20 protein-coding genes and 1 pseudogene are annotated in these 23,748 nt (G+C 60.9%); 18 read left to right on the top strand and 3 right to left on the bottom strand.

The genetic code is table 11. The features are described from left to right. Positions 1-36: 36 nt before the first annotated feature. Positions 37-1,326: a citrate synthase gene (gltA, locus tag ACNFIC_RS18650; protein ID WP_416781587.1), complete on the bottom strand. Its 1,290-nt coding sequence runs from the start codon at positions 1,324-1,326 to the stop codon at positions 37-39. 363 nt (positions 1,327-1,689) lie between these two features. On the opposite strand from gltA, the gene sdhC reads away from it, so the two are divergent. The 11 genes from sdhC (at position 1,690) to ACNFIC_RS18595 (ending at position 15,668) form a co-directional block, all read left to right on the top strand. Continuing rightward, a complete protein-coding gene (sdhC, locus tag ACNFIC_RS18645) occupies positions 1,690-2,064 on the top strand; it encodes a succinate dehydrogenase, cytochrome b556 subunit (protein ID WP_138220317.1) in 375 nt (124 codons plus the stop codon). Next, positions 2,058-2,426 (top strand): succinate dehydrogenase, hydrophobic membrane anchor protein, encoded by a 369-nt coding sequence (gene sdhD / locus ACNFIC_RS18640; protein WP_138220192.1) that lies wholly within the window; start codon positions 2,058-2,060, stop codon positions 2,424-2,426. Before sdhC ends, sdhD begins: the two co-directional genes overlap by 7 nt. A 3-nt stretch (positions 2,427-2,429) precedes the next feature. Next, positions 2,430-4,202 (top strand): succinate dehydrogenase flavoprotein subunit, encoded by a 1,773-nt coding sequence (gene sdhA / locus ACNFIC_RS18635; RefSeq protein ID WP_138220191.1) that lies wholly within the window; start codon positions 2,430-2,432, stop codon positions 4,200-4,202. 11 nt (positions 4,203-4,213) lie between these two features. Then, a complete protein-coding gene (locus ACNFIC_RS18630) occupies positions 4,214-4,918 on the top strand; it encodes a succinate dehydrogenase iron-sulfur subunit (RefSeq protein WP_138220190.1) in 705 nt (234 codons plus the stop codon). Positions 4,919-5,162: 244 nt separating this feature from the next. Next, on the top strand, positions 5,163-7,994 hold the full coding sequence (locus tag ACNFIC_RS18625) for a 2-oxoglutarate dehydrogenase E1 component (protein ID WP_138220189.1): 2,832 nt from the start codon (positions 5,163-5,165) through the stop codon (positions 7,992-7,994). Positions 7,995-8,036: 42 nt separating this feature from the next. Beyond that, complete coding sequence (gene odhB, locus ACNFIC_RS18620) at positions 8,037-9,257, top strand: 2-oxoglutarate dehydrogenase complex dihydrolipoyllysine-residue succinyltransferase (RefSeq protein ID WP_138220188.1); 1,221 nt, start codon at positions 8,037-8,039, stop codon at positions 9,255-9,257. A gap of 95 nt (positions 9,258-9,352) precedes the next feature. Next, the gene (gene lpdA / locus ACNFIC_RS18615) at positions 9,353-10,789 is read left to right on the top strand and encodes a dihydrolipoyl dehydrogenase (RefSeq protein WP_012273351.1); all 1,437 of its coding nucleotides are present in this window, start codon (positions 9,353-9,355) and stop codon (positions 10,787-10,789) included. Positions 10,790-10,961: 172 nt separating this feature from the next. Next, the gene (gene sucC, locus ACNFIC_RS18610) at positions 10,962-12,128 is read left to right on the top strand and encodes an ADP-forming succinate--CoA ligase subunit beta (protein ID WP_011534748.1); all 1,167 of its coding nucleotides are present in this window, start codon (positions 10,962-10,964) and stop codon (positions 12,126-12,128) included. After that, positions 12,128-13,012, top strand: a complete 885-nt coding sequence (gene sucD, locus ACNFIC_RS18605) for a succinate--CoA ligase subunit alpha (RefSeq protein WP_016393102.1) — start codon at positions 12,128-12,130, stop codon at positions 13,010-13,012. Before sucC ends, sucD begins: the two co-directional genes overlap by 1 nt. A gap of 378 nt (positions 13,013-13,390) precedes the next feature. After that, entirely contained in the window at positions 13,391-14,704 is a 1,314-nt protein-coding gene (brnQ, locus tag ACNFIC_RS18600) for a branched-chain amino acid transport system II carrier protein (RefSeq protein ID WP_138220187.1), read from the top strand. A gap of 214 nt (positions 14,705-14,918) precedes the next feature. Further along, a complete protein-coding gene (locus ACNFIC_RS18595; protein WP_416781586.1) occupies positions 14,919-15,668 on the top strand; it encodes a DUF599 domain-containing protein in 750 nt (249 codons plus the stop codon). 67 nt (positions 15,669-15,735) lie between these two features. Here ACNFIC_RS18595 and ACNFIC_RS18590 read toward each other — a convergent pair whose 3' ends face one another. Then, positions 15,736-16,020, bottom strand: coding sequence for a hypothetical protein (locus ACNFIC_RS18590; protein ID WP_138220185.1), 285 nt, complete (start codon positions 16,018-16,020; stop codon positions 15,736-15,738). Between the two features lie 138 nt (positions 16,021-16,158). Between ACNFIC_RS18590 and ACNFIC_RS18585 the strand changes: the two genes are divergently transcribed. From ACNFIC_RS18585 to ACNFIC_RS18570, 4 genes are all read left to right on the top strand, one after another. After that, positions 16,159-16,635, top strand: coding sequence for a PaaI family thioesterase (locus ACNFIC_RS18585; protein WP_138220184.1), 477 nt, complete (start codon positions 16,159-16,161; stop codon positions 16,633-16,635). Beyond that, complete coding sequence (locus tag ACNFIC_RS18580; RefSeq protein ID WP_138220183.1) at positions 16,632-17,090, top strand: PaaI family thioesterase; 459 nt, start codon at positions 16,632-16,634, stop codon at positions 17,088-17,090. Before ACNFIC_RS18585 ends, ACNFIC_RS18580 begins: the two co-directional genes overlap by 4 nt. Before the next feature lie 94 nt (positions 17,091-17,184). Then, the gene (gene htpG, locus ACNFIC_RS18575) at positions 17,185-19,089 is read left to right on the top strand and encodes a molecular chaperone HtpG (RefSeq protein WP_138220182.1); all 1,905 of its coding nucleotides are present in this window, start codon (positions 17,185-17,187) and stop codon (positions 19,087-19,089) included. Between the two features lie 62 nt (positions 19,090-19,151). After that, entirely contained in the window at positions 19,152-19,877 is a 726-nt protein-coding gene (locus tag ACNFIC_RS18570) for a dienelactone hydrolase family protein (RefSeq protein WP_138220181.1), read from the top strand. A gap of 77 nt (positions 19,878-19,954) precedes the next feature. Here ACNFIC_RS18570 and ACNFIC_RS18565 read toward each other — a convergent pair whose 3' ends face one another. Further along, complete coding sequence (locus ACNFIC_RS18565; RefSeq protein ID WP_416781585.1) at positions 19,955-20,818, bottom strand: pirin family protein; 864 nt, start codon at positions 20,816-20,818, stop codon at positions 19,955-19,957. A 114-nt stretch (positions 20,819-20,932) separates the two neighbouring features. Between ACNFIC_RS18565 and ACNFIC_RS18560 the strand changes: the two genes are divergently transcribed. The 3 genes and pseudogenes from ACNFIC_RS18560 (at position 20,933) to ACNFIC_RS18550 (ending at position 23,668) form a co-directional block, all read left to right on the top strand. Further along, positions 20,933-21,949, top strand: a complete 1,017-nt coding sequence (locus ACNFIC_RS18560; protein WP_416781688.1) for an amidohydrolase family protein — start codon at positions 20,933-20,935, stop codon at positions 21,947-21,949. Positions 21,950-22,006: 57 nt separating this feature from the next. Further along, positions 22,007-22,813, top strand: a pseudogene (locus ACNFIC_RS18555) (MCP four helix bundle domain-containing protein); the annotation flags it as partial. Continuing rightward, a complete protein-coding gene (locus ACNFIC_RS18550; protein WP_416781687.1) occupies positions 22,805-23,668 on the top strand; it encodes a methyl-accepting chemotaxis protein in 864 nt (287 codons plus the stop codon). The pseudogene ACNFIC_RS18555 and the gene ACNFIC_RS18550, both read left to right, overlap by 9 nt. The last annotated feature ends 80 nt before the right edge of the window (positions 23,669-23,748 follow it).

Here is a 23,748-nt window from a genome sequence, read left to right as displayed (position 1 = left end):
CGCGTGCGGTGCGCTTGCTGGCTCTATCGGCGCGGGTTACTTGCGCTCTTTCAGCTCGACGATGTCGCGCTGCGGTTCGCCGGTGTACAGCTGGCGCGGACGGCCGATCTTGTACGGGCCGGAGAGCATTTCTTTCCAGTGCGAGATCCAGCCCACGGTACGTGCCAGGGCGAAGATCACGGTGAACATGCTGGTTGGAATGCCGATCGCCTTCAGGATGATGCCCGAGTAGAAGTCGACGTTCGGGTAAAGCGAGCGCTCGATGAAGTACGGGTCGGTCAGGGCGATCTCTTCCAGGCGCATGGCCAGTTCCAGCTGCGGATCGTTCTTGATGCCCAGCTCGCCCAGGACTTCGTCGCAGGTCTGCTTCATCACGGTGGCGCGCGGGTCGCGGTTCTTGTACACGCGGTGACCGAAGCCCATGAGCTTGAACGGATCGTTCTTGTCCTTGGCCTTGGCGATGTACTTGTCGATGTTCGACACGTCGCCAATTTCATCGAGCATGGTCAGCACGGCTTCGTTCGCGCCGCCGTGAGCCGGGCCCCAGAGTGCGGCGATACCCGCTGCGATACAGGCGAACGGGTTGGCGCCCGAGGAGCCCGCCAGGCGCACGGTGGAGGTCGAGGCGTTCTGCTCGTGGTCGGCATGGAGGATGAAAATCCGGTCCATGGCCTTGGCCAGAGTAGGGCTGATCGGTTTGATCTCGCACGGGGTGTTGAACATCATGTGCAGGAAGTTCTCCGCGTACGACAGGTCGTTGCGCGGGTACATCATGGGTTGGCCCATGGAGTACTTGTAGACCATCGCTGCCAGGGTCGGCATTTTCGCGACCAGGCGGACCGCGGAGATTTCGCGGTGCTGCGGGTTATTGATGTCCAGCGAGTCGTGGTAGAACGCCGACAGGGCACCGACCACACCGCACATCACCGCCATCGGGTGAGCGTCGCGGCGGAAACCGTTGAAGAAGGACTTCAGCTGTTCGTGAACCATGGTGTGGTTCTTCACGGTGCTGACGAACTGGGCCTTCTGCTCGGCGTTCGGCAGTTCGCCGTTGAGCAGCAGGTAGCAGGTTTCGAGGTAGTCCGATTGCTCGGCGAGTTGTTCGATTGGGTAGCCGCGGTGCAGCAGCACGCCCTTGTCGCCGTCGATGTAGGTGATCTTCGACTCGCACGAGGCGGTCGCCATGAAGCCGGGGTCGAAGGTGAAGTGACCGGATGCCCCCAACCCGCGGACGTCGATAACATCGGGACCAACGGTGCCGGTTAAAATGGGCAGCTCGACGGGGGCATTGCCCTCGATGACCAACTGCGCTTTTTTGTCAGCCATGTGGCCTCCTATTAATGCTTGAAATCATCAGACAGACCCCCCACGCAGGGCCCGCACCACTATAGAGGGATAAATTCGAATGTCAATTTGCCTAAAGGCTGGTTGAAACGCCCACTCAGGCCTGATTTTCCAAGAAATTCTCGCCCGTTTACGCCTTTTGTGCACTAAAGGCAATGCGCTATTCGGGCGAGTCCGTCGCGTTGTCATAAGCAGCCTAACTGTCTATACTCGGCAGCCGACTCCCAGAGGCTTTCTTGCCTGATCCGCTGGGTGTCGTCGCTCTCCTGGGTGGTGGGTACCTGACCAGTACACTAACCAACAACCTTGCCCTGTTCGCTAGGGCTCTTCAGTGTGAAAAAAGCCGTGAAAAGCCAACGACCTGTAAACCTAGACCTAAGGACCATCAAAGTCCCAATTACCGCTGTTACGTCATTTCTTCACCGCGTCTCCGGCATCATCGTCTTCCTTGGCCTGGGCATCATGCTGTTTGCGCTGAGCAAGTCGCTGGGCTCCGAGGAAGGCTTCGCCGACGTGAAGGATTACCTGACCAGCCCGCTGGCCAAGTTCGTAGCATGGGGCCTCCTGTCTGCCTTGCTGTACCACATGATCGCCGGTGTCCGTCACCTGATCATGGATATGGGTGTCGGTGAAACGCTTGAAGGCGGCCGACTGGGCTCGAAAATCATCGTCGCCCTTTCCCTGGTGGCGTTCGTCTTGGCAGGAGTCTGGATATGGTAACTAACGTCACAAACTTTTCCCGTTCGGGTCTTTATGACTGGATGGCGCAGCGCGTTTCGGCTGTCGTGCTCGCGGCTTATTTTATCTTCCTGATCGGCTACCTTGCGCTGCACCCTGGCATCGATTACGCCCAGTGGCATGCCCTGTTCTCCAACAATGCGATGCGTGTCTTCAGTCTGCTTGCCTTCGTTGCCCTGGGTGCTCACGCCTGGGTCGGCATGTGGACCGTCACCACTGACTACCTGACGCCTATGGCGATCGGCAAGTCGGCGACGGCGATTCGTTTCCTGTTCCAGGCGGTATGCGGTGTCGCGATGTTTGCGTACTTCGTCTGGGGTGTACAGATTCTCTGGGGTATCTGATCCATGGCTAGCATTCCAACCATTTCCTTCGACGCCATCATCATCGGTGGCGGCGGCGCCGGCATGCGTGCTGCCCTGCAACTGGCTCAAGGCGGCCACAAGACTGCCGTAGTCACCAAGGTCTTCCCGACCCGTTCGCACACCGTATCGGCCCAGGGTGGCATCACCTGCGCCATCGCTTCGGCTGACCCGAACGACGACTGGCGCTGGCACATGTACGATACCGTCAAGGGTTCCGACTACATCGGTGACCAGGACGCTATCGAATACATGTGTCAGGAAGGCCCGGCTGCGGTCTTCGAGCTGGATCACATGGGCCTGCCGTTCTCGCGTACCGAAACCGGTCGTATCTACCAGCGTCCGTTCGGCGGTCAGTCCAAAGACTTCGGTAAAGGTGGCCAGGCTGCCCGTACCTGCGCTGCGTCCGACCGTACCGGTCACGCGCTGCTGCACACCCTTTACCAGGGTAACCTGAAGGCTGGCACCACCTTCCTCAACGAGTACTACGCCGTTGACCTGGTGAAGAACCAGGACGGCGCGTTCGTCGGTGTGATCGCGATCTGCATCGAAACTGGCGAAACCCTGTACATCAAGTCCAAGGCCACTGTTCTGGCTACCGGTGGTGCCGGTCGTATCTACGCCTCCACCACCAACGCCCTGATCAACACCGGTGACGGTGTCGGCATGGCCCTGCGTGCCGGCGTGCCGGTGCAGGACATCGAAATGTGGCAGTTCCACCCGACCGGCATCGCTGGCGCCGGTGTACTGGTCACCGAGGGTTGCCGCGGTGAGGGTGGCTACCTGATCAACGCCCACGGCGAGCGCTTCATGGAGCGTTATGCGCCGAATGCCAAGGACCTGGCTGGCCGCGACGTGGTTGCCCGTTCCATGGTCAAAGAGATCATCGCCGGCAATGGCGTGGGCCCGAACAAGGACCACGTACTGCTGAAGCTGGACCACCTGGGTGAGGAAGTGCTGCACAGCCGCCTGCCAGGCATCTGCGAGCTGTCCAAGACCTTCGCCCACGTCGACCCTGTGGTCGCGCCGGTGCCGGTCATCCCGACCTGCCACTACATGATGGGTGGCGTTGCCACCAACATTCATGGCCAGGCCATCACCATGGACGCCGAAGGCAACGACCACATCATCCCGGGCCTGTTCGCCGTGGGCGAAGTGGCTTGCGTATCGGTCCACGGCGCCAACCGCTTGGGCGGCAACTCGCTGCTCGATCTGGTGGTCTTCGGTCGTGCGGCTGGTCTGCACCTGGAAAAAGCGCTGAGCGAAGGCGTCGAGTACCGCGATGCCAGCGACACCGATGTCGACGTCGCGCTGAACCGCCTGAACAAGCTCAACGAGCGCACCACCGGCGAAGACGTTGCTACCCTCAAGCGCGAACTGCAAAGCTGCATGCAGAACTACTTCGGTGTATTCCGTACTGGCGAATACATGCAGAAGGGTATCGAGCAGCTCGCTGGCCTGCGTGACCGCATTGCCAACGTGAAGATCAACGACAAGTCCCAGGCCTTCAACACCGCGCGTATCGAAGCGCTGGAGCTGCAGAACCTGCTGGAAGTTGCCGAAGCGACCGCCATCGCGGCCGAAGCCCGTAAAGAGTCGCGCGGCGCTCACGCCCGTGAAGACTTCGAAGACCGTGACGACGAGAACTGGCTGTGCCACACCCTGTACTACCCGGGTGAGAAGCGCGTTGCCAAGCGTGGCGTCAACTTTGCGCCGAAGACAGTTCCTGCCTTCGAACCAAAAGTCCGGACTTACTAAGGGTGGCTGCTATGTTGAAAGTCGAAGTTTATCGTTACAACCCGGATACCGATTCGGCGCCCAAGATGGAGTCGTTCGACATCGATACCGGTGGCAAGGACCTGATGGTGCTGGACGTCCTGGCACTGATCAAGGAAAAGGACGAGGGTTTCTCGTACCGTCGCTCCTGCCGTGAAGGTGTCTGCGGTTCCGATGGCATGAACATGAACGGCAAGAACGGCCTGGCCTGCATCACCCCGCTGTCGGGTGTGGTGAAGAACGGCAAGCTGGTTCTGCGTCCGCTGCCAGGTCTGCCGGTCATTCGTGACTTGGTCGTCGACATGAGCATCTTCTACAAGCAGTACGAGAAGGTGAAGCCGTTCCTGCAGAACGACACCCCGGCGCCTGCTATCGAGCGCCTGCAATCGCCGGAAGATCGCGACAAGCTGGACGGTCTGTACGAGTGCATCCTGTGCGCCTGCTGCTCGACCTCCTGCCCATCGTTCTGGTGGAACCCGGACAAGTTCCTGGGCCCAGCCGCGCTGTTGCAAGCCTACCGCTTCCTGGCTGACAGCCGTGACACCAAGACCCAGGAGCGCCTGGCGTCCCTGGATGATCCGTTCAGCGTATTCCGCTGCCGCGGGATCATGAACTGCGTGAACGTTTGTCCGAAGGGTCTGAACCCGACCAAGGCGATTGGCCACGTACGTAACATGCTGCTGCAAAGCGGCACCTGATTCAAAGCGTTGTAACTGCAGCAAGCCGAGGTGCGGGTGGTGAGCCCGCACTGAGGTAAAACTCGGGCAGGGCCCACAAAGCCCGCGCCCATACCTATGAAGATATGAGACCAGCAGGGGCTTTCCGGGCTGGTACCCGGAAAATCAGCAGGATCCAGGTGGCGTGGTTCAGTCGCTGTATTCGGACTTTCCCAGGTTTTCTTTGGCTCTCGCCGATCAGTCCCCTAACCGAGGGTGACCAAGCATGCAAGAAAGCGTGATGCAGCGCATGTGGGAAAGCGCCCACCTTTCAGGTGGTAACGCTGCATATGTGGAAGAGCTCTACGAGCTCTACCTGCACGACCCTAACGCTGTGCCAGAAGAGTGGCGCACTTACTTCCAGAAGTTGCCCGCCGACGGCAGCACCGCTACCGACGTATCGCACTCGACGATCCGCGATCATTTCGTACTGCTGGCAAAGAACCAGCGCCGCGCCCAACCGGTTTCCGCCGGGAGCGTGAGCACAGAACACGAGAAGAAGCAGGTTGAAGTTCTGCGACTGATCCAGGCCTATCGTATGCGCGGCCATCAGGCTGCCAAGCTTGACCCGTTGGGGTTGTGGCAGCGCCCTGCGCCTGTAGACCTGTCGATCAATCACTACGGCTTGACCAATGCCGATCTTGATACGACCTTCCGTGCCGGCGACCTGTTCATCGGCAAAGAGGAGGCGAGCCTACGCGAAATTTTCGAGGCGCTCGAGAAGACATATTGTCGCACCATTGGCGCCGAGTTCACCCACATCGTCGATTCCGAGCAGCGCAGCTGGTTCCAGCAGCGCCTGGAAAGCGTACGTGGCCGCCCTGAGTTCTCCGCCGACGTGCAGTCGCACCTGCTTGAGCGTGTCACCGCCGGTGAGGGCCTGGAGAAGTACTTGGGCACCAAGTACCCAGGTACCAAGCGCTTCGGTCTGGAAGGCGGCGAAAGCCTGATTCCGATGCTGGACGAAATGATTCAGCGTTCCGGCTCCTACGGCACCAAGGAAGTCGTCATCGGCATGGCCCACCGTGGCCGCCTGAACGTGCTCGTCAACACCTTCGGCAAGAACCCGCGCGAGTTGTTCGACGAGTTCGAAGGCAAGAAGATGAACGAGCTGGGTTCCGGTGACGTGAAATATCACCAGGGCTTCTCGTCCAACGTGATGACGCCCGGTGGCGAAGTGCACCTGGCCATGGCATTCAACCCCTCCCACCTGGAAATCGTCTCGCCAGTCGTGGAAGGCTCGGTTCGCGCCCGTCAGGATCGCCGCAACGACACCGTTGGCGACAAGGTTCTGCCGATCTCGATCCACGGCGACGCAGCGTTCGCCGGCCAGGGCGTGGTCATGGAAACCTTCCAGATGTCGCAGACCCGCGGTTTCAAGACCGGCGGCACTGTGCATATCGTGATCAACAACCAGGTCGGCTTCACCATCAGCAACCCATTGGATGCGCGCTCCACCGAGTACGCTACCGACGTTGCCAAGATGATCCAGGCACCGATCCTGCACGTGAACGGCGATGACCCGGAAGCCGTGCTGTTCGTCACTCAGCTGGCCATCGACTATCGCATGCAGTTCAAGCGTGACGTGGTCATCGACCTGGTCTGCTACCGTCGCCGCGGCCACAACGAGGCCGACGAGCCGAACGGCACCCAGCCGCTGATGTACCAGCAGATCAGCAAGCAGCGCACCACCCGTGAGCTGTACGCCGAGGCCCTGATCCAGGCCGGTCGCATCGATGCTGAGCGTGCTCAGGCCAAGATCGACGAATACCGCAACGCGCTGGATAACGGTCTGCACGTGGTCAAGAGCCTGGTCAAGGAGCCGAACCGCGAACTGTTCGTCGACTGGCGTCCGTACCTGGGCCATGCCTGGACTGCGCGTCACGACACCCGCTTCGACCTCAAGACCCTGCAGGAACTGTCGGCCAAGCTGCTGGAACTGCCAGAAGGTTTCGTCGTCCAGCGTCAGGTCGCGAAGATCTACGAAGACCGTCAGAAGATGCAGGCCGGTGGCTTGCCGATCAACTGGGGTTATGCAGAGACCATGGCGTACGCCACCCTGCAGTTCGAAGGTCACCCGATCCGCATGACCGGCCAGGACATTGGCCGTGGCACCTTCTCGCACCGCCACGCGGTGCTGCACAACCAGAAGGACGCCAGCACCTACGTACCGCTGAAGAACCTGTTCCCAGGCCAGCCACGTTTCGAGCTGTATGACTCGTTCCTGTCCGAAGAAGCCGTCCTGGCGTTCGAATACGGTTACTCGACCACCACGCCGAACGCGCTGGTGATCTGGGAAGCCCAGTTCGGCGACTTCGCCAACGGTGCGCAAGTGGTGATCGACCAGTTCATCACCAGTGGCGAGCACAAGTGGGGCCGTCTGTGCGGTCTGACCATGCTGCTGCCGCACGGCTATGAAGGGCAGGGCCCGGAGCACTCCTCCGCGCGTCTGGAGCGTTACCTGCAGCTGTGCGCCGAGCACAACATCCAGGTCTGCGTACCGACCACGCCAGCCCAGATCTACCACCTGCTGCGTCGTCAGGTCATCCGTCCGCTGCGCAAGCCGCTGATCGTGCTGACGCCCAAGTCGCTGCTGCGCCACAAGCTGGCCATCTCGACCCTGGAAGACCTGGCAGAAGGCTCGTTCCAGACCGTCATCCCGGAAATCGACAGCCTGGATCCGGCCAAGGTCGAGCGCCTGGTGCTGTGCGGTGGCAAGGTGTACTACGACCTGCTGGAAAAACGCCGTGCCGAAGGCCGCGAAGACATCGCCATCGTGCGTATCGAGCAGCTGTATCCGTTCCCAGAGGACGACCTGGTCGACATCCTGGCGCCTTACACCAACCTCAAGCATGCAGTGTGGTGTCAGGAAGAGCCGATGAACCAGGGTGCCTGGTACAGCAGCCAGCACCACATGCGCCGTATCCTGGGCCGCCACAACAAAGCGCTGGTCCTGGAATACGCCGGTCGCGACGCTTCTGCCGCGCCAGCCTGTGGTTACGCATCGAAGCACGCCGAGCAGCAGGAAAAACTGCTGCAAGACGCGTTCACTGTCTAATGCCTTCGCGCACCTGAAACCGAATTTAAGGAAACACTAATAATGGCTATCGAGATCAAAGCCCCAACCTTCCCGGAATCGGTCGCCGACGGCACCGTTGCCACCTGGCACAAGCAGCCAGGTGACGCCGTCAAGCGTGACGAACTGATTGTCGACATCGAAACCGACAAAGTCGTCCTGGAAGTCCTGGCAACCGCTGATGGCGTGCTGGGTGCCATCGTCAAGGGCGAGGGCGACACCGTCCTGTCCGACGAAGTCCTGGGCTCGATCGTTGAAGGCGGCGCTGCTGCCGCCCCGGCTGCTGCCGCACCCGCCGCTGCACCAGCCGCCGCCGCTGCTGCCGACGCTGGCGAAGACGACCCGGTCGCCGCTCCAGCTGCGCGCAAGCTGGCTGAAGAGAACGGCCTCGACCTGGCCACCGTTGCCGGTACTGGCAAAGGCGGTCGTATCACCAAGGAAGACGTCGTCGCTGCTGTCGCCAATAAGAAGTCGGCGCCTGCCGCGGCTCCGGCTGCCAAGCCTGCTGCCGCTGCTGCTGCGGTGGTCGTCGCTGCTGGCGATCGCACCGAGAAGCGTGTGCCGATGACCCGTCTGCGTGCCAAGATCGCCGAGCGTCTGGTCGAAGCCCAGTCGAGCATGGCCATGCTGACCACCTTCAACGAAGTCGACATGACTGAAGTCATGGCCCTGCGTTCGAAGTACAAGGACCTGTTCGAGAAGACCCACAACGGCGTACGTCTGGGCTTCATGTCGTTCTTCGTCAAGGCCGCCACCGAAGCCCTGAAGCGCTTCCCGGCTGTCAACGCCTCGATCGACGGCAACGACATCGTCTACCACGGCTATGCTGACGTCGGCGTCGCTGTTTCCAGCGACCGTGGCCTGGTGGTTCCAGTGCTGCGTAACGCCGAATCGATGTCGCTGGCCGAGATCGAGAACGGCATCGCCACCTTCGGCAAGAAGGCGCGTGACGGTAAGCTGTCGATCGAAGAAATGACCGGTGGTACTTTCACCATCACCAACGGTGGCACCTTCGGTTCGATGATGTCGACCCCGATCGTCAACCCGCCGCAGGCCGCTATTCTCGGCATGCACAACATCATCCAGCGCCCGATGGCCGTGAATGGCCAAGTGGTGATTCGCCCGATGATGTATCTGGCGCTGTCGTACGATCACCGCCTGATCGACGGCAAGGAAGCGGTAACCTTCCTGGTGACCATCAAGAACCTGCTGGAAGATCCGTCTCGCCTGCTGCTGGACATCTAATCGAGCAGCTGTAAGCTGCGAGCGGCGAGCTTCTAGTAGAAGCGCTCTGACTTGCGGCTTGCAGCTTGCCGCTTGACGTTAACAAGGAATCTTTTATGACCCAGAAATTCGACGTAGTGGTGATTGGTGCAGGTCCTGGCGGCTATGTGGCTGCCATCAAGGCCGCCCAACTCGGTCTGAAGACTGCCTGTATCGAGAAGTACACCGACGCTGAGGGTAAACTGGCCCTGGGCGGCACCTGCCTGAACGTAGGCTGCATTCCCTCCAAGGCGCTGCTGGACAGCTCCTGGAAGTACAAGGAAGCCAAAGAGAGCTTCAACGTACACGGCATCTCCACCGGTGAGGTGAAGATGGACGTGGCCGCGATGGTTGGCCGCAAGGCTGGCATCGTCAAGAACCTGACCGGTGGCGTTGCCACCCTGTTCAAGGCCAACGGCGTCACTTCGATCCAGGGCCACGGCAAGCTGCTGGCTGGCAAGAAAGTCGAAGTCACCAAGGCTGACGGCACTACCGAAGTCATCGAAGCTGAAAACGTGATCCTGGCTTCCGGCTCGCGTCCGATCGACATTCCGCCGGCCCCGGTCGACCAGAATGTCATCGTCGACTCCACCGGCGCCCTGGAATTCCAGACCGTACCGAAGCGCCTGGGCGTGATCGGTGCCGGCGTGATCGGCCTGGAGCTGGGCTCGGTATGGGCTCGCCTGGGTGCTGAAGTCACCGTGCTCGAAGCCCTGGACACCTTCCTGATGGCTGCCGACACCGCCGTCTCGAAAGAAGCCCAGAAGACCCTGACCAAGCAAGGCCTGGACATCAAGCTGGGCGCTCGCGTCACCGGCTCGAAAGTCAATGGCAACGAAGTCGAAGTCACCTACACCAACGCCGAAGGCGAGCAGAAGATCACCTTCGACAAGCTGATCGTCGCGGTCGGCCGTCGTCCGGTGACCACCGACCTGCTGGCTGCCGACAGCGGTGTGACCATCGATGAGCGCGGCTACATCTTCGTCGACGATCACTGCGCTACCAGCGTTCCGGGCGTGTTCGCCATCGGTGACGTGGTACGTGGCATGATGCTGGCGCACAAGGCCTCGGAAGAGGGCATCATGGTCGTCGAGCGCATCAAGGGTCACAAAGCCCAGATGAACTACGACCTGATCCCATCGGTCATCTACACCCACCCGGAAATCGCATGGGTCGGCAAGACCGAACAGGCGTTGAAAGCCGAAGGCGTTGAGGTTAACGTGGGCACCTTCCCGTTCGCGGCCAGCGGCCGTGCGATGGCTGCCAACGACACCGGCGGCTTCGTCAAGGTCATCGCCGACGCGAAGACCGACCGCGTACTGGGCGTACACGTTATCGGCCCGTCGGCTGCCGAACTGGTACAGCAGGGCGCAATCGCAATGGAATTCGGCACCAGTGCCGAGGACCTGGGCATGATGGTCTTCAGCCATCCGACCCTGTCCGAAGCGCTGCATGAAGCAGCGCTGGCAGTGAATGGCGGTGCCATTCACGTCGCCAACCGTAAGAAGCGTTAATTATAAGAAACCACGGCGGGCTGCCCGTCGTGGGTCTTGCGTGCAAGACTCACCGCGGAACGTCCGCCGGACCGGATCACATGGGATAACCCGGGGTCAACGGTCACAGGTGGTGCGGCGCCAGTGATGGCGCAGCGCCGAAGCGCAGTACCTAACGAAGACGGTAAAAAGCATGAATCTTCACGAGTATCAGGGTAAGCAGCTGTTCGCTGAGTACGGCCTGCCAGTTTCCAAGGGTTTCGCAGTCGATACCCCTGAGCAAGCTGCAGAAGCCTGCGACAAGATCGGCGGTTCCGAGTGGGTTGTTAAGGCCCAGGTCCACGCTGGTGGTCGCGGTAAAGCGGGCGGCGTCAAGCTGGTTCGCAGCAAGGAAGACGCCAAGGCGTTCGCTGCTCAGTGGCTGGGCAAGAACCTGGTCACCTACCAGACCGATGCCAATGGTCAGCCAGTCTCCAAGATCCTGGTCGAGTCCTGCACTGACATCGCCAAAGAGCTGTATCTGGGCGCTGTAGTCGATCGTTCGAGCCGTCGCATCGTGTTCATGGCTTCCACCGAAGGTGGCGTGGACATCGAGAAAGTCGCTCACGAAACTCCTGAGAAGATCCTCAAGGCCACCATCGATCCGCTGGTCGGTGCTCAGCCGTTCCAGGGCCGCGAGCTGGCGTTCCAGCTGGGTCTGGAAGGCAAGCAGGTTCAACAGTTCGCCAAGATCTTCGTGGGTCTGGCCAAGCTGTTCAAGGATCACGATCTGGCCCTGCTGGAAGTGAACCCGCTGGTGATCAAGGCCGACGGCGACCTGCACTGCCTCGATGCCAAGATCAACATCGACGCCAACGCCATGTACCGTCAGCCTAAGCTGAAGACCTTCCACGACCCGTCGCAAGACGACGCTCGTGAAGCCCACGCTGCCAAGTTCGAACTGAACTACGTTGCCCTCGAAGGCAACATCGGCTGCATGGTCAACGGTGCCGGTCTGGCCATGGGTACCATGGACATCGTCAACCTGCACGGCGGCAAGCCGGCCAACTTCCTCGACGTTGGCGGCGGTGCTACCAAAGAGCGCGTTACCGAAGCGTTCAAGATCATTCTGTCCGACAGCAATGTCGCGGCCGTTCTGGTCAACATCTTCGGCGGCATCGTTCGCTGCGACATGATTGCCGAAGGCATCATCGGTGCAGTGAAAGAAGTCGGCGTCAAGGTTCCGGTCGTCGTTCGCCTCGAAGGCAACAACGCCGAACTGGGCGCTAAAGTACTGGCAGAAAGCGGTTTGAACATCATTGCGGCAACCAGCCTGACCGACGCTGCTCAACAAGTTGTCAAAGCTGCGGAGGGCAAGTAATGAGCGTCCTGATCAATAAAGACACCAAAGTCATCTGCCAAGGCTTCACCGGCTCGCAGGGTACTTTCCACTCCGAACAAGCCATCGCCTACGGCACCAAGATGGTCGGCGGCGTGACGCCAGGCAAGGGTGGCACCACCCACCTGGGCCTGCCGGTGTTCAACACCGTGAAAGAAGCTGTAGAAGCTACCGGCGCTGACGCTTCGGTGATCTACGTTCCGGCGCCTTTCTGCAAGGACTCCATCCTGGAAGCTGCCTTCGGTGGCATCAAGCTGATCGTCTGCATCACCGAAGGTATTCCTACCCTCGACATGCTGGACGCCAAGGTCAAGTGCGACGAGCTGGGCGTGACCCTGATCGGCCCTAACTGCCCAGGCGTGATCACTCCGGGCGAGTGCAAGATCGGCATCATGCCAGGTCACATTCACCTGCCAGGCAAGGTCGGCATCGTTTCGCGTTCCGGCACCCTGACCTACGAAGCTGTCAAGCAGACCACCGACGCCGGCTTCGGCCAGTCGACCTGCGTCGGCATCGGCGGTGACCCGATCCCAGGCTCCAACTTCATCGATATCCTGAAGCTGTTCCAGGAAGATCCGAAGACCGAAGCGATCGTCATGATCGGTGAGATCGGCGGTTCGGCTGAAGAAGAAGCTGCGGCCTACATCAAGGCCAACGTGACCAAGCCAGTGGTTTCCTACATCGCTGGTGTGACCGCTCCTGCGGGCAAGCGTATGGGCCACGCTGGCGCCATCATCTCCGGCGGCAAGGGCACTGCGGACGAGAAGTTCGCTGCGCTGCAAGACGCAGGTGTGAAAACCGTGCGTTCCCTGGCAGACATCGGCAAGGCCCTGGCCGAGCTGACTGGCTGGGAAGCCAAGAAGTAAGTAACACGCAGTACCCCCACGCGCACAGAGGCCACCTTCGGGTGGCCTTTGTCGTTGTGGCTGCGACGATTTGTCGGCGTTCGGAAATGTCGATCCGAATGACCAGGGATTTCAACCAGGCAAATCAGAATTTGCGCAATAAATGGTCGCCCGACAGCGTCATCGAGACGACAAATACATACGTACATCGGACAAACTGCACCCTTGCAGTGCGTTTGTTCGGTAAAACGGTTAATCTACGCCCTCACATTTGTGCCCGTACCCCAAAAGGGAACGACACGCTAAACGGGTCTGGCTCATCAAGCCGGGCAACATTTCCCTCATTCATGGGGAAATCTCTTCTCGAATCCCGATTTCAGCAGTGTGGTACTACCCTAAATGAAAGTGTTGAAAGGCCAGGACATCCTGGCGCTTGGCTTCATGACGTTTGCGCTTTTTGTCGGCGCCGGCAACATCATCTTCCCACCGATCGTCGGCTTGCAATCCGGTCCGCACGTGTGGATGGCAGCCCTGGGCTTTCTGGTTACCGCGGTTGGCCTTCCGGTCATCACCGTTGTGGCGCTGGCCAAGGTCGGTGGCGGCATGGACGCGTTGAGCAGCCCTATCGGCAAGTTCTTCGGCGGCCTGTTGGCGGCTGTGTGCTACCTGTCGGTCGGCCCGTTGTTCGCCACTCCGCGTACCGCGACCGTCTCGTTCGAGGTGGGCGTGGCGCCGTTGACCGGTGAGAGCCCGACCGCGTTGTTCATCTACAGCCTGGTGTACTTCGCCGTGGTGCTGGCTGTCTCGATGTATCCGGGCAAGCTGCTCGACACCGTCGGCCGCTTCCTCGCGCCGCTCAAGATCATTGCCCTGGCGGTACTCGGTATCGCGGCGTTCGCGCTGCCGGCCGGAACCATTGGCCAGGCGCAGCCGCAGTACGTGGCCGCGCCGTTCTCGCAGGGCTTCATCAACGGCTACCTGACCATGGACACTCTGGGTGCGCTGGTATTCGGTATCGTCATCGTCAATGCCATCCGTTCTCGCGGTGTGGAGTCGCCGAAGCTGATCACCCGCTACGCCATCATTGCCGGCCTCATCGCCGGGGTCGGGCTGGCCTTGGTGTATGTCAGCCTGTTCCGCCTGGGGGCGGGCAGTCATGATATTGCCGCCGACGCCACTAACGGTGCCGCTGTTCTGCATGCCTATGTGCAGCACACCTTCGGCTCGCTCGGCAGTGGCTTCCTCGCCGTGCTGATCGCCCTGGCATGCCTGGTCACTGCGGTTGGCCTGACCTGCGCTTGCGCCGAATACTTCAGCCAGATCCTGCCGCTGTCGTACCGCGTGCTGGTGGTGCTGCTGGCGGGCTTCTCGCTGCTGGTGTCGAACCTGGGCCTGACCAAGTTGATCGCCTTCTCGATCCCGGTGCTCACGGCGATTTACCCGCCGTGTATCGTGGTGGTGGCACTGAGCTTCGTCAAAGAGCTGTGGCACTCCCCGACGCGTATCCTGGCCCCGGTGATGCTGGTGTCACTGCTGTTCGGTCTGGTCGATGCGATCAAGGGCACCAGCTTTGCCCATCTGCTGCCGGACGCTGCTGCACACCTGCCGCTGAGCGAGCAGGGGCTGGCCTGGTTGGTGCCTTCGGTAATCGCCCTGGCCGTTGCCGTGGCTTGCGATCGCATGCTCGGCAAGCCGCGCGAGGCGCTGGCCTGAGACGTTGAAGCCTGAGGGCAGGCGCTGGCCACAAGCCAAATGGCCCCTGCCGACGGTGAAAACCGGAACCCCGCTTCTACGTGAAGGAGCGGGGTTTTTTTATAGCTGTGCCCGCGAGGAGGCCGGTGCAGGAAAGCAAATGCATCAGCCTACGTGTCTTTTATGGAGTCCAGGCGTCGAAAGCCGGTCTGTCTCTCTTTTGCGAGTTACTTGAATGAGCTTCATCCAAAACAACTTCGCCAACATCCTCGCCGCGTGCTGGTTTGCCATCTGCTGGGGCGGCTATACCCGCTATGCCATCTGGAAGGGGCGTGACACCGCCTGCCTGGCCAGTGTGCTGCACCTGTACCGTGAAGACTGGATGCGCCGCATGCTGCTGCGCGACAACCGTATCGCCGATGCCAGCGTGATCGGTAATCTAGAGCGCAACGCCTCGTTCTTCGCTTCCAGTACCTTGATTATCCTGGCCGGCATTCTGACCGTGCTCGGTGCTTCTGACCGTGCGCTGTCGTTGCTGGCTGATTTGCCGCTGGTACAGCAAGCTTCCCAGGGCATGTCGGAGATCAAGCTGCTGTGCCTGGCGATGGTCTTTGTCTATGCCTTCTTTACCTTCAGTTGGTGCATGCGCCAGTACAACTTCGCGGCTGTGCTGGTGGGCTCTGCGCCGATGATCGGCGAGCGTCAGGTCAACGAGCAGGAACGCAATGGCTTCGCTTCGCGTGCCGCACGGGTGCTGTCGCTGGCGGCTAACCAGTTCAACCTGGGATTGCGTTCGTATTACTTTGGCATGGCCATGTTGACTTGGTTTATCAGCCCCTGGTTGTTCATGGTCACCAGTGTAGCGGTGGTCTTTATCCTGTATCGCCGTGAGTTCCATTCCCATGTATTGGAAGTGATGGTATTCACACCCACGCCACAGGCCACGGGCGAGGTCGGCAAGGAAACTTCGGTCGCTGCTAACTGAAGCGTTTCAGTATTGAATTGCAGGCACAAAAAAACCCGACAATGTCGGGTTTTTTTGTGCCTGAAAATTACTGTTTGGCAGGTTCGCTCGGCGTAGCCGGAGCGGTTTCGGGCGCCGGAGTAGCAGGGGCGGCTTCTTCAGCGGCTTTCTGCTGCGCTTCGGCCTGATCTTTGGCGGCTTCGGCGTTTTCCTTGGCGGCTTCGTTCATCTTATCCTGAGCTTCGCCCATTTTTTCCTGGGCTTGCTCAGCGTGTTGCTGTGCGTCTTGGGCCTTGTCTTCGCTCGCTTTGTCGCAAGCGGCCAGGCCCATGGTAGCGGCCAGCATCAGAGCAAAAGCAAAAGGTTTACGCATGGGGGTGTATCTCCTGGGTGGAATAACTTGACTTGTAACCTTCGAGTTCGCCGGTGCGGGATAAGTTCCACAAACTTTTCAGATATATAAGACTCTGCCCTATATAGACTTTTTTGCGATTTTATGCAGCGAGGGATAATGTCCGAGACGTCATTGATGGCCATGGCCGAGCGTTTTCTCTCTGCCCTGAAACATTGCCAGCTACTGCAGATGCGCGTGGTGCATGCCGATGCCGATGGCATGACCCTGGTGTTGCCCTGGTCGCCAGCCATCGTCGGTAACCCGCAGACTGGCGCAGTGCACGGCGGTGCGTTGACCACCTTGCTGGATACCACCTGTGGCATGGCGACGCTGTGCGCCTTGCCGCGTTTCGAGGTGTGCCCGACCCTGGATCTGCGCATCGACTACATGCACCCGACGCGGGCTGATCTGCCCATCTACGGGCATGCCCAGTGCTACAGGGTCACCCGCGACGTGATCTTCACGCGCGGCTCGGCTTACCAGGACGATCCGGGGCAACCGATTTGCCAAGTCGTGGGCACGTTCATGCGCCTGGGGCAGCAGATCAAGGGTGGCCTGAACTTCGGCAACAGCCTCAAGGCGCCACGCCCATGATCCCCCTCGACGTGCGCCAGCAGTTGAACGAAGCCCATGCCCGCGGTGACTATGCGCCGCTCTTGACGCTGATCCCCTATGCGCAACTGATCGGCATCGAGTGCCAGCGCCACGGCGATGATCTGTTGTTCTGCCTGCCGGCTAACCCGCAGAACATCGGTAACCCCTTGCTGCCGGCCATTCATGGCGGGGTCATCGCCGGCTTCATGGAGCTATCTGCCGCGCTCTATCTGCTGATCTACAGCGACAGCGTGAGCATTCCCAAGATCATCGACTTCTCCATCGACTACCTGCGCGCCGCTCATGACCGCGACACTTACGCCCAGTGTCAACTGTGGCGCCAGGGCCGTCGGGTGACCAACGTGGCCATCACTGCCTGGCAGGGTGATCGGGACGTGCCCATCGCCACCGCACGGGCGCATTTCAAGATAGAACCGCAAATGCCCTTGAAATAGCCTGGCATGCCCCCATCTGCTGGTCATCCGCCGCAATAAGTCGGCCCATTGGGTCGCCAGGCGCCGCCAACCAACAGATCGGAGTTTGAAGACGATGAGTGTGGAGACTCAAAAAGAAACCCTGGGCTTCCAGACCGAGGTCAAGCAACTGCTGCACCTCATGATTCATTCCCTGTATTCCAACAAGGAGATCTTCCTGCGTGAGCTGATCTCCAACGCCTCCGACGCTGCCGATAAGCTGCGTTTCGAGGCCCTGGCCAAGCCCGAGTTGCTCGAAGGCGATGCCGACCTGAAGATCCGTGTCAGCTTCGATAAGGCCGCCAATACCGTAACGTTGGAAGACAACGGTATCGGCATGAGCCGGGAAGACGTCATTGCGCATCTGGGCACCATCGCCAAGTCCGGCACCGCCGACTTCATGAAGAACCTCACCGGCGACCAGAAGAAGGACTCGCACCTTATCGGTCAGTTCGGGGTGGGCTTCTACTCGGCGTTCATCGTCGCCGACAAGGTCGACGTATACAGCCGTCGTGCCGGTTTGCCGGCCGCCGAAGGTGTGCACTGGTCATCCAAGGGCGAAGGCGAATTCGAAGTCGCCACCGTCGACAAGCCACAGCGCGGTACCCGTATCGTCCTGCACCTGAAGGCGGGTGAAGACGAATTCGCCGATGGCTGGCGCCTGCGTAACATCGTCAAGAAGTACTCCGACCATATCGCCCTGCCAATCGAATTGCCCAAGGAGCAGGCCGCCGCCGAAGGCGAGGAGCAGCCTGCGCAGGAATGGGAAACTGTCAACCGCGCCAGCGCCCTGTGGACCCGCTCGCGTACCGAGGTCAAGGACGAGGAGTACCAGGAGTTCTACAAGCACATCGGCCACGATTTTGAGAACCCGCTGGCCTGGAGCCATAACAAGGTCGAAGGCAAGCTCGAGTACAACTCGTTGCTGTACGTGCCGGCTCGTGCACCGTTCGACCTGTACCAGCGTGAAGCACCGCGCGGCCTGAAACTGTACGTGCAGCGCGTGTTCATCATGGACCAGGCCGAGTCGTTCCTGCCGCTGTACCTGCGCTTCATCAAAGGTGTGGTGGACTCCAACGATCTGTCGCTGAACGTCTCGCGCGAGATCCTGCAGAAAGATCCGATCATCGATTCGATGAAGACTGCGCTGACCAAGCGCGTGCTGGACATGCTGGAGAAACTGGCCAAGAACGAACCTGAGCAGTACAAGAGCTTCTGGAAGAACTTTGGCCAGGTCCTCAAGGAAGGTCCGGCCGAGGACTTCGCCAACAAAGAGAAGATCGCCGGTCTGCTGCGCTTCGCCTCGACCCAGGACGACAGCGGCGAGCAGAGCGTTGCGCTGGCTGACTACCTGGCGCGCGCCAAGGAAGGCCAGGACAAGATCTATTACCTCACTGGCGAATCCTACGCCCAGGTCAAGAACAGCCCGCACCTCGAAGTCTTCCGCAAGAAGGGTATCGAAGTGTTGCTGCTGACCGACCGTATCGACGAGTGGCTGATGAGCTACCTCAACGAGTTCGATGGCAAGGCTTTCGTCGACGTCGCCCGTGGCGACCTGGACCTGGGCAAGCTGGATTCCGAGGAAGACAAGAAAGCCCAGGAAGAAGTGGCCAAGGACAAGGAGGGTCTGGTCGAGCGCCTGAAGGCCGCGCTGGGTGATAGCGTTGCCGAAGTGCGCGTTTCGCATCGCCTGACTGACTCTCCGGCAATCCTGGCTATCGGTGAGCAGGACCTGGGCTTGCAGATGCGCCAGATCCTCGAGGCCAGTGGGCAGAAAGTGCCGGACTCCAAGCCGATCTTCGAATTCAACCCGACCCACCCGCTGATCGAGAAGCTGGACAACGAACAGAGTGAGGACCGCTTCGGTGAACTGTCGCACATCCTGTTCGACCAGGCTGCTCTGGCGGCGGGTGACAGCTTGAAAGATCCGGCGGCCTACGTTCGTCGCCTGAACAAGCTGCTGGTCGAACTGTCTGCTTGAGTTGATGCAATGCAAAGCCCGCTTCGGCGGGCTTTTTTCATGGTGAGCCTAAGGAGTGCTTGATGAGCAAGGTAATCGTCGAATCGCTGGTCTACCACCTGTCCGGCAAGACCTACGAAAGCCGGCTGGTGTACGAGCCTGGGGCGTTGGGTCGACCTGGCCTGGTGATGGCTCCGAACTGGATGGGTATCAGTGAAGGCGCCGAGCGCATCGCCAAGGAAGTGGCCGAGCAGGGTTATGTGGTGTTGATCGCTGACCTGTATGGCCAGTCGCTGCGCCCATCCAATGCTGACGAGGCGGGGGCGGCGATGATGCCGTTGAAAAACGATCGTACCGAGCTACGCAAGCGCATGCAGGAAGCGCTGTCGCAACTGCTGGGCCAGTCCAAAGCATTGCTGGAGCCTGGCAAGGTGGCCGCCTTCGGTTTCTGTTTCGGTGGCTGCTGTGCGCTGGAGCTGGCCCGCAGCGGGGCTGACCTGCGGGCGACGGTGTCGTTCCATGGCACCTTGGATACGCCAAACCCCGAAGACGCCAAGCGGATCAAGGGTTCGGTGCTGGTGCTGCATGGTGCTTCGGATCCGTTGGTGCCCAAGGAGCAACTGCCAGCTTTCGAAAACGAGATGAACGCCGCCAAGGTGGATTGGCAGTTGCTCAGCTACGGCGGCGCCGTGCATTCGTTCACCGATCCGAACGCCAACGTACCGGGCAAGATGCAGTACGACCGGCGTACTTCCGAGCGTGCCTTCCGCGCGATGCACAACCTCCTTAAGGACGCGTTCCGAGGCTGACCGTGCAGGCATGAGGCGCGGGCTCAGCGAGCCCCGCCAGGGCAGCCCCTATCGCGTGGGCTGCCCCTGCATCGGCCTCAGCGTGGCAGTTCAATCCTGGAGTGTTCCCCGGGGACCTGCGGCCAGTCGCCTGCGGCCCATCGTTCCCGCGCCCGTTCTATCAGCGCCGGATCACTGGCAACGAAATTCCAATTCATCCGCCTCGGCCCATCCAGCGGGGCACCGCCAATCAGTACCAGCTGGCAGGCATGCTCGGCAAACAACACCACCCCTTCGGCCTCTGGCAGCACCACCAGGCTGCACGGCTCGACCGGCTCGCCATTGAGCAGCAACTCGCCATCGAGCAGGTACAGTGCCCGTTGGGCATGCTCGGTGGGCACCGCCAGTGTGGTTGCGGCCTGCATCTGCACATGGGCATAGAGGGTAGGGGAGAGCACCGGCACGGGTGAGGTCAGGCAGAATCCGCTGCCGGCGATCAGGCAGATGCGCACCCCCAGGCTGTCACTGACCGGCAAGCTGGACGCCGGATGGTGACTGTAGCTGGCAGGGCCTTGTTCGGCGCTTTTGGGGCAGGCCAGCCAGACTTGCAATCCATGCAGCCGCGAGCCCTGGTCGAGGGCTTCAAGCGGGGTGCGCTCGATATGCGCGACCCCCGCCCCTGCGGTCATCCAGCTGACTTCGCCGGGCCCTACACGCTGGTCTGAGCCAAGGCTGTCCTTGTGCTGAATCTGGCCTTCGAACAGGTAGGTAAGGGTCGACAGGCCGATATGCGGGTGCTGGCGGATATCCATGCCTTGGCCGGCCAAATAGTCGGTTTCCAGCAGGTGGTCGAAGAACACGAATGGACCGACGCTTCGGCATTGGGCCGATGGCAGCGGGCGCAGGATCGGCTGACCCTCCACCGATTCGGCGCGCGGGCGGATGACCAGCGGGGTGTTCATGGATGGGCTCCAGGCGGGCGTTGAGTGCCCCAGCATAACGCTTCGCGCGACGAGGCTGAACCGTGGCCAAGCGAGGCGGGTCTATGCTTGCTCTACCTGATCGAGGAGCTGGCGATGATCGCCCGGACGCTGACCGGCCTGCTGCTGTGGAGTTGCTTATATCCGGCGGCGCAGGCCCGCGAGTATCAATACAGTGACGCCCATCTGCATTACGTGGACTTTTTCCAGGAAACCGAAGGCATGCCGGCGTTGCTCAAGGCCATGGATGCGGCTGGGGTAGAGCAGTCGATGATCTCGGGTATTCCGGTGGCCAAGAAATGGCACGAAGATGAGCCCAAGCGCCCGCGCTACTATGCTGGCGACGATGCCGATGCCTACTGGTACAGCGCCACTGACGTCTACGTGGCGGCTGCGTTGATGTCATTGCCACTTGAGCAGCGCCGGCGCTTTCATCCTTTTCTGAGCGGCTTCAATCCGGTGGACAAGAATGCCGTGAGCCACATCGAACGGATGCTGGCGCTTTACCCTGGGCTGTGGCAAGGCATTGGCGAGGTATTCACCCGGCATGACGACCTGACGGCCTTGACCAGTGGTGACACGCCGCGGGCCAACAATGAGGCGATGGCGCGCGTTTATCACCTGGCCGCCGAGCATGACCTGCCGGTGCTGTTGCACACCAACATCACGTCCAAGCGCGAACGCAATCCGTTGTATCTGGCGGAGATCGAGGAGCCCCTGCGCAACCATCCGCACACCCGTTTCATCTGGGCGCATGCGGGCAGCAGCGCGGAAATCCACCGGCACCAGACGCACATGGAGTTTCTGCTACCGGTGCTCACGCGGTTGTTGGAGGACTACCCCAACCTGTACGTCGACCTGTCGTGGAGCGTGCTGCACCCCTATCTGTTGGACGCACAAGGCCGTCCGCGCAAGGACTGGCTGGTGCTGGTCGAGCGCTTTCCAACGCGGTTCATGCTGGGTTCGGATGTGGTCGGCCGTTTCGACAGTGTCGCTGAGCAGTTGCAGGGTTTCGTGCCGTTTCTCGATGCACTGCCGGCGCAGGTTGCGCAGCAGGTCGCGCGGGACAATTTCCTTGCGGTGCTGCCCAAGGCCGCAAATGCGGTGAAGTAGCTTTTTGATATCGCGTTTTCGTCTTACGCAAATTTCGAATGTCCCGATACCTTTTTTATGCGATGGACGTATCACTTTTGGGAGGGAACCCGAATGAGCCTCAGACGCTTGAATATCGCCCCTCGGGCAAGCTTGGGCTTCGGCCTGATGGGCTTGCTGGTGGTGGTGCTGGGTAGCATGGCACTGGTACAGATGACCAGCATGCGTCAGCAAGCCGAGCAGGTCGATAACAACTGGTTGCCCAGCGTCATCTCGGTGGGCAGCATGGCTCAGGACATGCTGCGCATCCGCGCGCTGACGCTGCGCTTGCTCGTCAACACCGATGCCGCCGCGCAGCAGCAGAACAGTGCCCGCATTGAGCAGGTCAAAACCGGCCTGGACAAGGCGCGCGAGCAGTACGAAGGGTTGATCGTGCTGCCCGAAGAGCGTCGTCTGTTCGATCAGTATCAGGGGCTTGAGCGCCAGTATATGGGTCTACAGGGGCAGGTGACGCAATTGGCCACCCAAGGGCAGATTCCAGCGGCCGCTGCTGTGGTCAATGGCGAGATGAACCAGATCGCCGACCAGATGACCGCTACGCTCAACCAGCTGATTGAACTGAACAACCACCAGGCCGGGCTGGCCACGCTGCTGGCCGAGGGCGTCTTCAGCAATGCGCGGGTGTGGGTAATAGGGCTGTTGGTGGTGGCGCTGGCGCTCACCGTGGTGCTGGCCCTGGCTCTGACGCGCAGCATCGTGGGGCCGTTGGGGCAATCGTTGCAGGTGGCCGAGACGGTCGCGACCGGCGATCTCACGCCGCAGATCACCGTACAGGGCAGCGACGAACCGGCGCGCTTGCTGGCGGCGCTCAAGCGCATGCAGCAAAGCTTGCGCCAGACCATCGGGCGTATCTCCGACTCGGCCGGTCAGTTGGCATCGGCCTCCGAGCAGCTCAGTGCCGTGACCGAGGACGCTACCCGTGGCTTGCAGCAGCAGAGCCTGGAGATCGAACAGGCGGCCACGGCGGTCAACCAGATGACCGCAGCGGTGGAGGAGGTGGCGCGCAACGCTGCGGCCACCTCCGAGGCCTCGAGCGAGTCTGATCGCATCGCTCGCCAGGGGCGTGAACAGGTGCATGACACGGTGACAGCGATCCAGGCTCTGGCCAGTGGTGTGGCCGGCAACGCCGAGGAAGTGGGGCAGTTGGCGCAGCAGGTGCGCGATATCAGCAAGGTCCTGGATGTGATCGGTGCGATCGCCGAGCAGACCAACTTGCTGGCGCTCAATGCCGCGATCGAGGCGGCGCGTGCCGGTGAGGCCGGACGTGGTTTCGCGGTGGTTGCGGACGAAGTGCGGGCATTGGCCCATCGCACCCAGACCTCCACCCGTGAGATCGAGCAGATGATCGTCGCGATCCAGGGCGGCGCCGAGCGGGCGGTGCAAGGTATGCAACTGAGCGACTCGCGAGCCCGCGCGACCCTTGACGGTGCTCACGCCGCAGGGGCTGCGCTGGAGGCGATAGCCACGGCCATCGGTCAGATCAATGAGCGTAACCTGGTGATCGCCAGCGCGTCGGAGCAGCAGGCGCAGGTGGCGCGGGAGGTCGATCGTAACCTCACCACGATCCGCGATTTGGCGCAGCAATCGTCGGCGGGCGCCGAGCAAACTTCGGCGGCCAGCCAGGCGCTGTCGCAACTGGCAGTGGACCTCAACGGTTTGGTGCAGCGGTTCTCGGTCTAGCCTGATGCACGGCCTTGTGTCGCGCAAGGGGGCAAAGAAAAACGCCCCGGCCTAGGCCGGGGCGTTCTGGTTCAGCAGGT

The organism is Pseudomonas sp. NY15463, assembly GCF_048068415.1.
Taxonomy (GTDB): Bacteria; Pseudomonadota; Gammaproteobacteria; order Pseudomonadales; family Pseudomonadaceae; genus Aquipseudomonas; species Aquipseudomonas mosselii_C.
Note: the sequence above shows the minus strand (reverse complement) of the source record. Positions and strands in the feature narration are given on the sequence as shown.

What these genes read in the sequence shown, in the direction of transcription:
- sdhD (WP_138220192.1), top strand. Translation starts at nt 2,058, where the DNA reads ATGGTAACTAACGTCACAAACTTTTCCCGTTCGGGTCTTTATGACTGG.
- ACNFIC_RS18580 (WP_138220183.1), top strand. Translation starts at nt 16,632, where the DNA reads ATGATCCCCCTCGACGTGCGCCAGCAGTTGAACGAAGCCCATGCCCGC.
- ACNFIC_RS18595 (WP_416781586.1), top strand. Translation starts at nt 14,919, where the DNA reads ATGAGCTTCATCCAAAACAACTTCGCCAACATCCTCGCCGCGTGCTGG.
- odhB (WP_138220188.1), top strand. Translation starts at nt 8,037, where the DNA reads ATGGCTATCGAGATCAAAGCCCCAACCTTCCCGGAATCGGTCGCCGAC.
- sucD (WP_016393102.1), top strand. Translation starts at nt 12,128, where the DNA reads ATGAGCGTCCTGATCAATAAAGACACCAAAGTCATCTGCCAAGGCTTC.
- sucC (WP_011534748.1), top strand. Translation starts at nt 10,962, where the DNA reads ATGAATCTTCACGAGTATCAGGGTAAGCAGCTGTTCGCTGAGTACGGC.
- ACNFIC_RS18570 (WP_138220181.1), top strand. Translation starts at nt 19,152, where the DNA reads ATGAGCAAGGTAATCGTCGAATCGCTGGTCTACCACCTGTCCGGCAAG.
- ACNFIC_RS18630 (WP_138220190.1), top strand. Translation starts at nt 4,214, where the DNA reads ATGTTGAAAGTCGAAGTTTATCGTTACAACCCGGATACCGATTCGGCG.
- gltA (WP_416781587.1), bottom strand. Translation starts at nt 1,326, where the DNA reads ATGGCTGACAAAAAAGCGCAGTTGGTCATCGAGGGCAATGCCCCCGTC.
- htpG (WP_138220182.1), top strand. Translation starts at nt 17,185, where the DNA reads ATGAGTGTGGAGACTCAAAAAGAAACCCTGGGCTTCCAGACCGAGGTC.
- brnQ (WP_138220187.1), top strand. Translation starts at nt 13,391, where the DNA reads ATGAAAGTGTTGAAAGGCCAGGACATCCTGGCGCTTGGCTTCATGACG.
- ACNFIC_RS18625 (WP_138220189.1), top strand. Translation starts at nt 5,163, where the DNA reads ATGCAAGAAAGCGTGATGCAGCGCATGTGGGAAAGCGCCCACCTTTCA.
- ACNFIC_RS18565 (WP_416781585.1), bottom strand. Translation starts at nt 20,818, where the DNA reads ATGAACACCCCGCTGGTCATCCGCCCGCGCGCCGAATCGGTGGAGGGT.
- lpdA (WP_012273351.1), top strand. Translation starts at nt 9,353, where the DNA reads ATGACCCAGAAATTCGACGTAGTGGTGATTGGTGCAGGTCCTGGCGGC.
- ACNFIC_RS18560 (WP_416781688.1), top strand. Translation starts at nt 20,933, where the DNA reads ATGATCGCCCGGACGCTGACCGGCCTGCTGCTGTGGAGTTGCTTATAT.
- ACNFIC_RS18550 (WP_416781687.1), top strand. Translation starts at nt 22,805, where the DNA reads ATGCAGCAAAGCTTGCGCCAGACCATCGGGCGTATCTCCGACTCGGCC.
- ACNFIC_RS18585 (WP_138220184.1), top strand. Translation starts at nt 16,159, where the DNA reads ATGTCCGAGACGTCATTGATGGCCATGGCCGAGCGTTTTCTCTCTGCC.
- sdhA (WP_138220191.1), top strand. Translation starts at nt 2,430, where the DNA reads ATGGCTAGCATTCCAACCATTTCCTTCGACGCCATCATCATCGGTGGC.
- ACNFIC_RS18590 (WP_138220185.1), bottom strand. Translation starts at nt 16,020, where the DNA reads ATGCGTAAACCTTTTGCTTTTGCTCTGATGCTGGCCGCTACCATGGGC.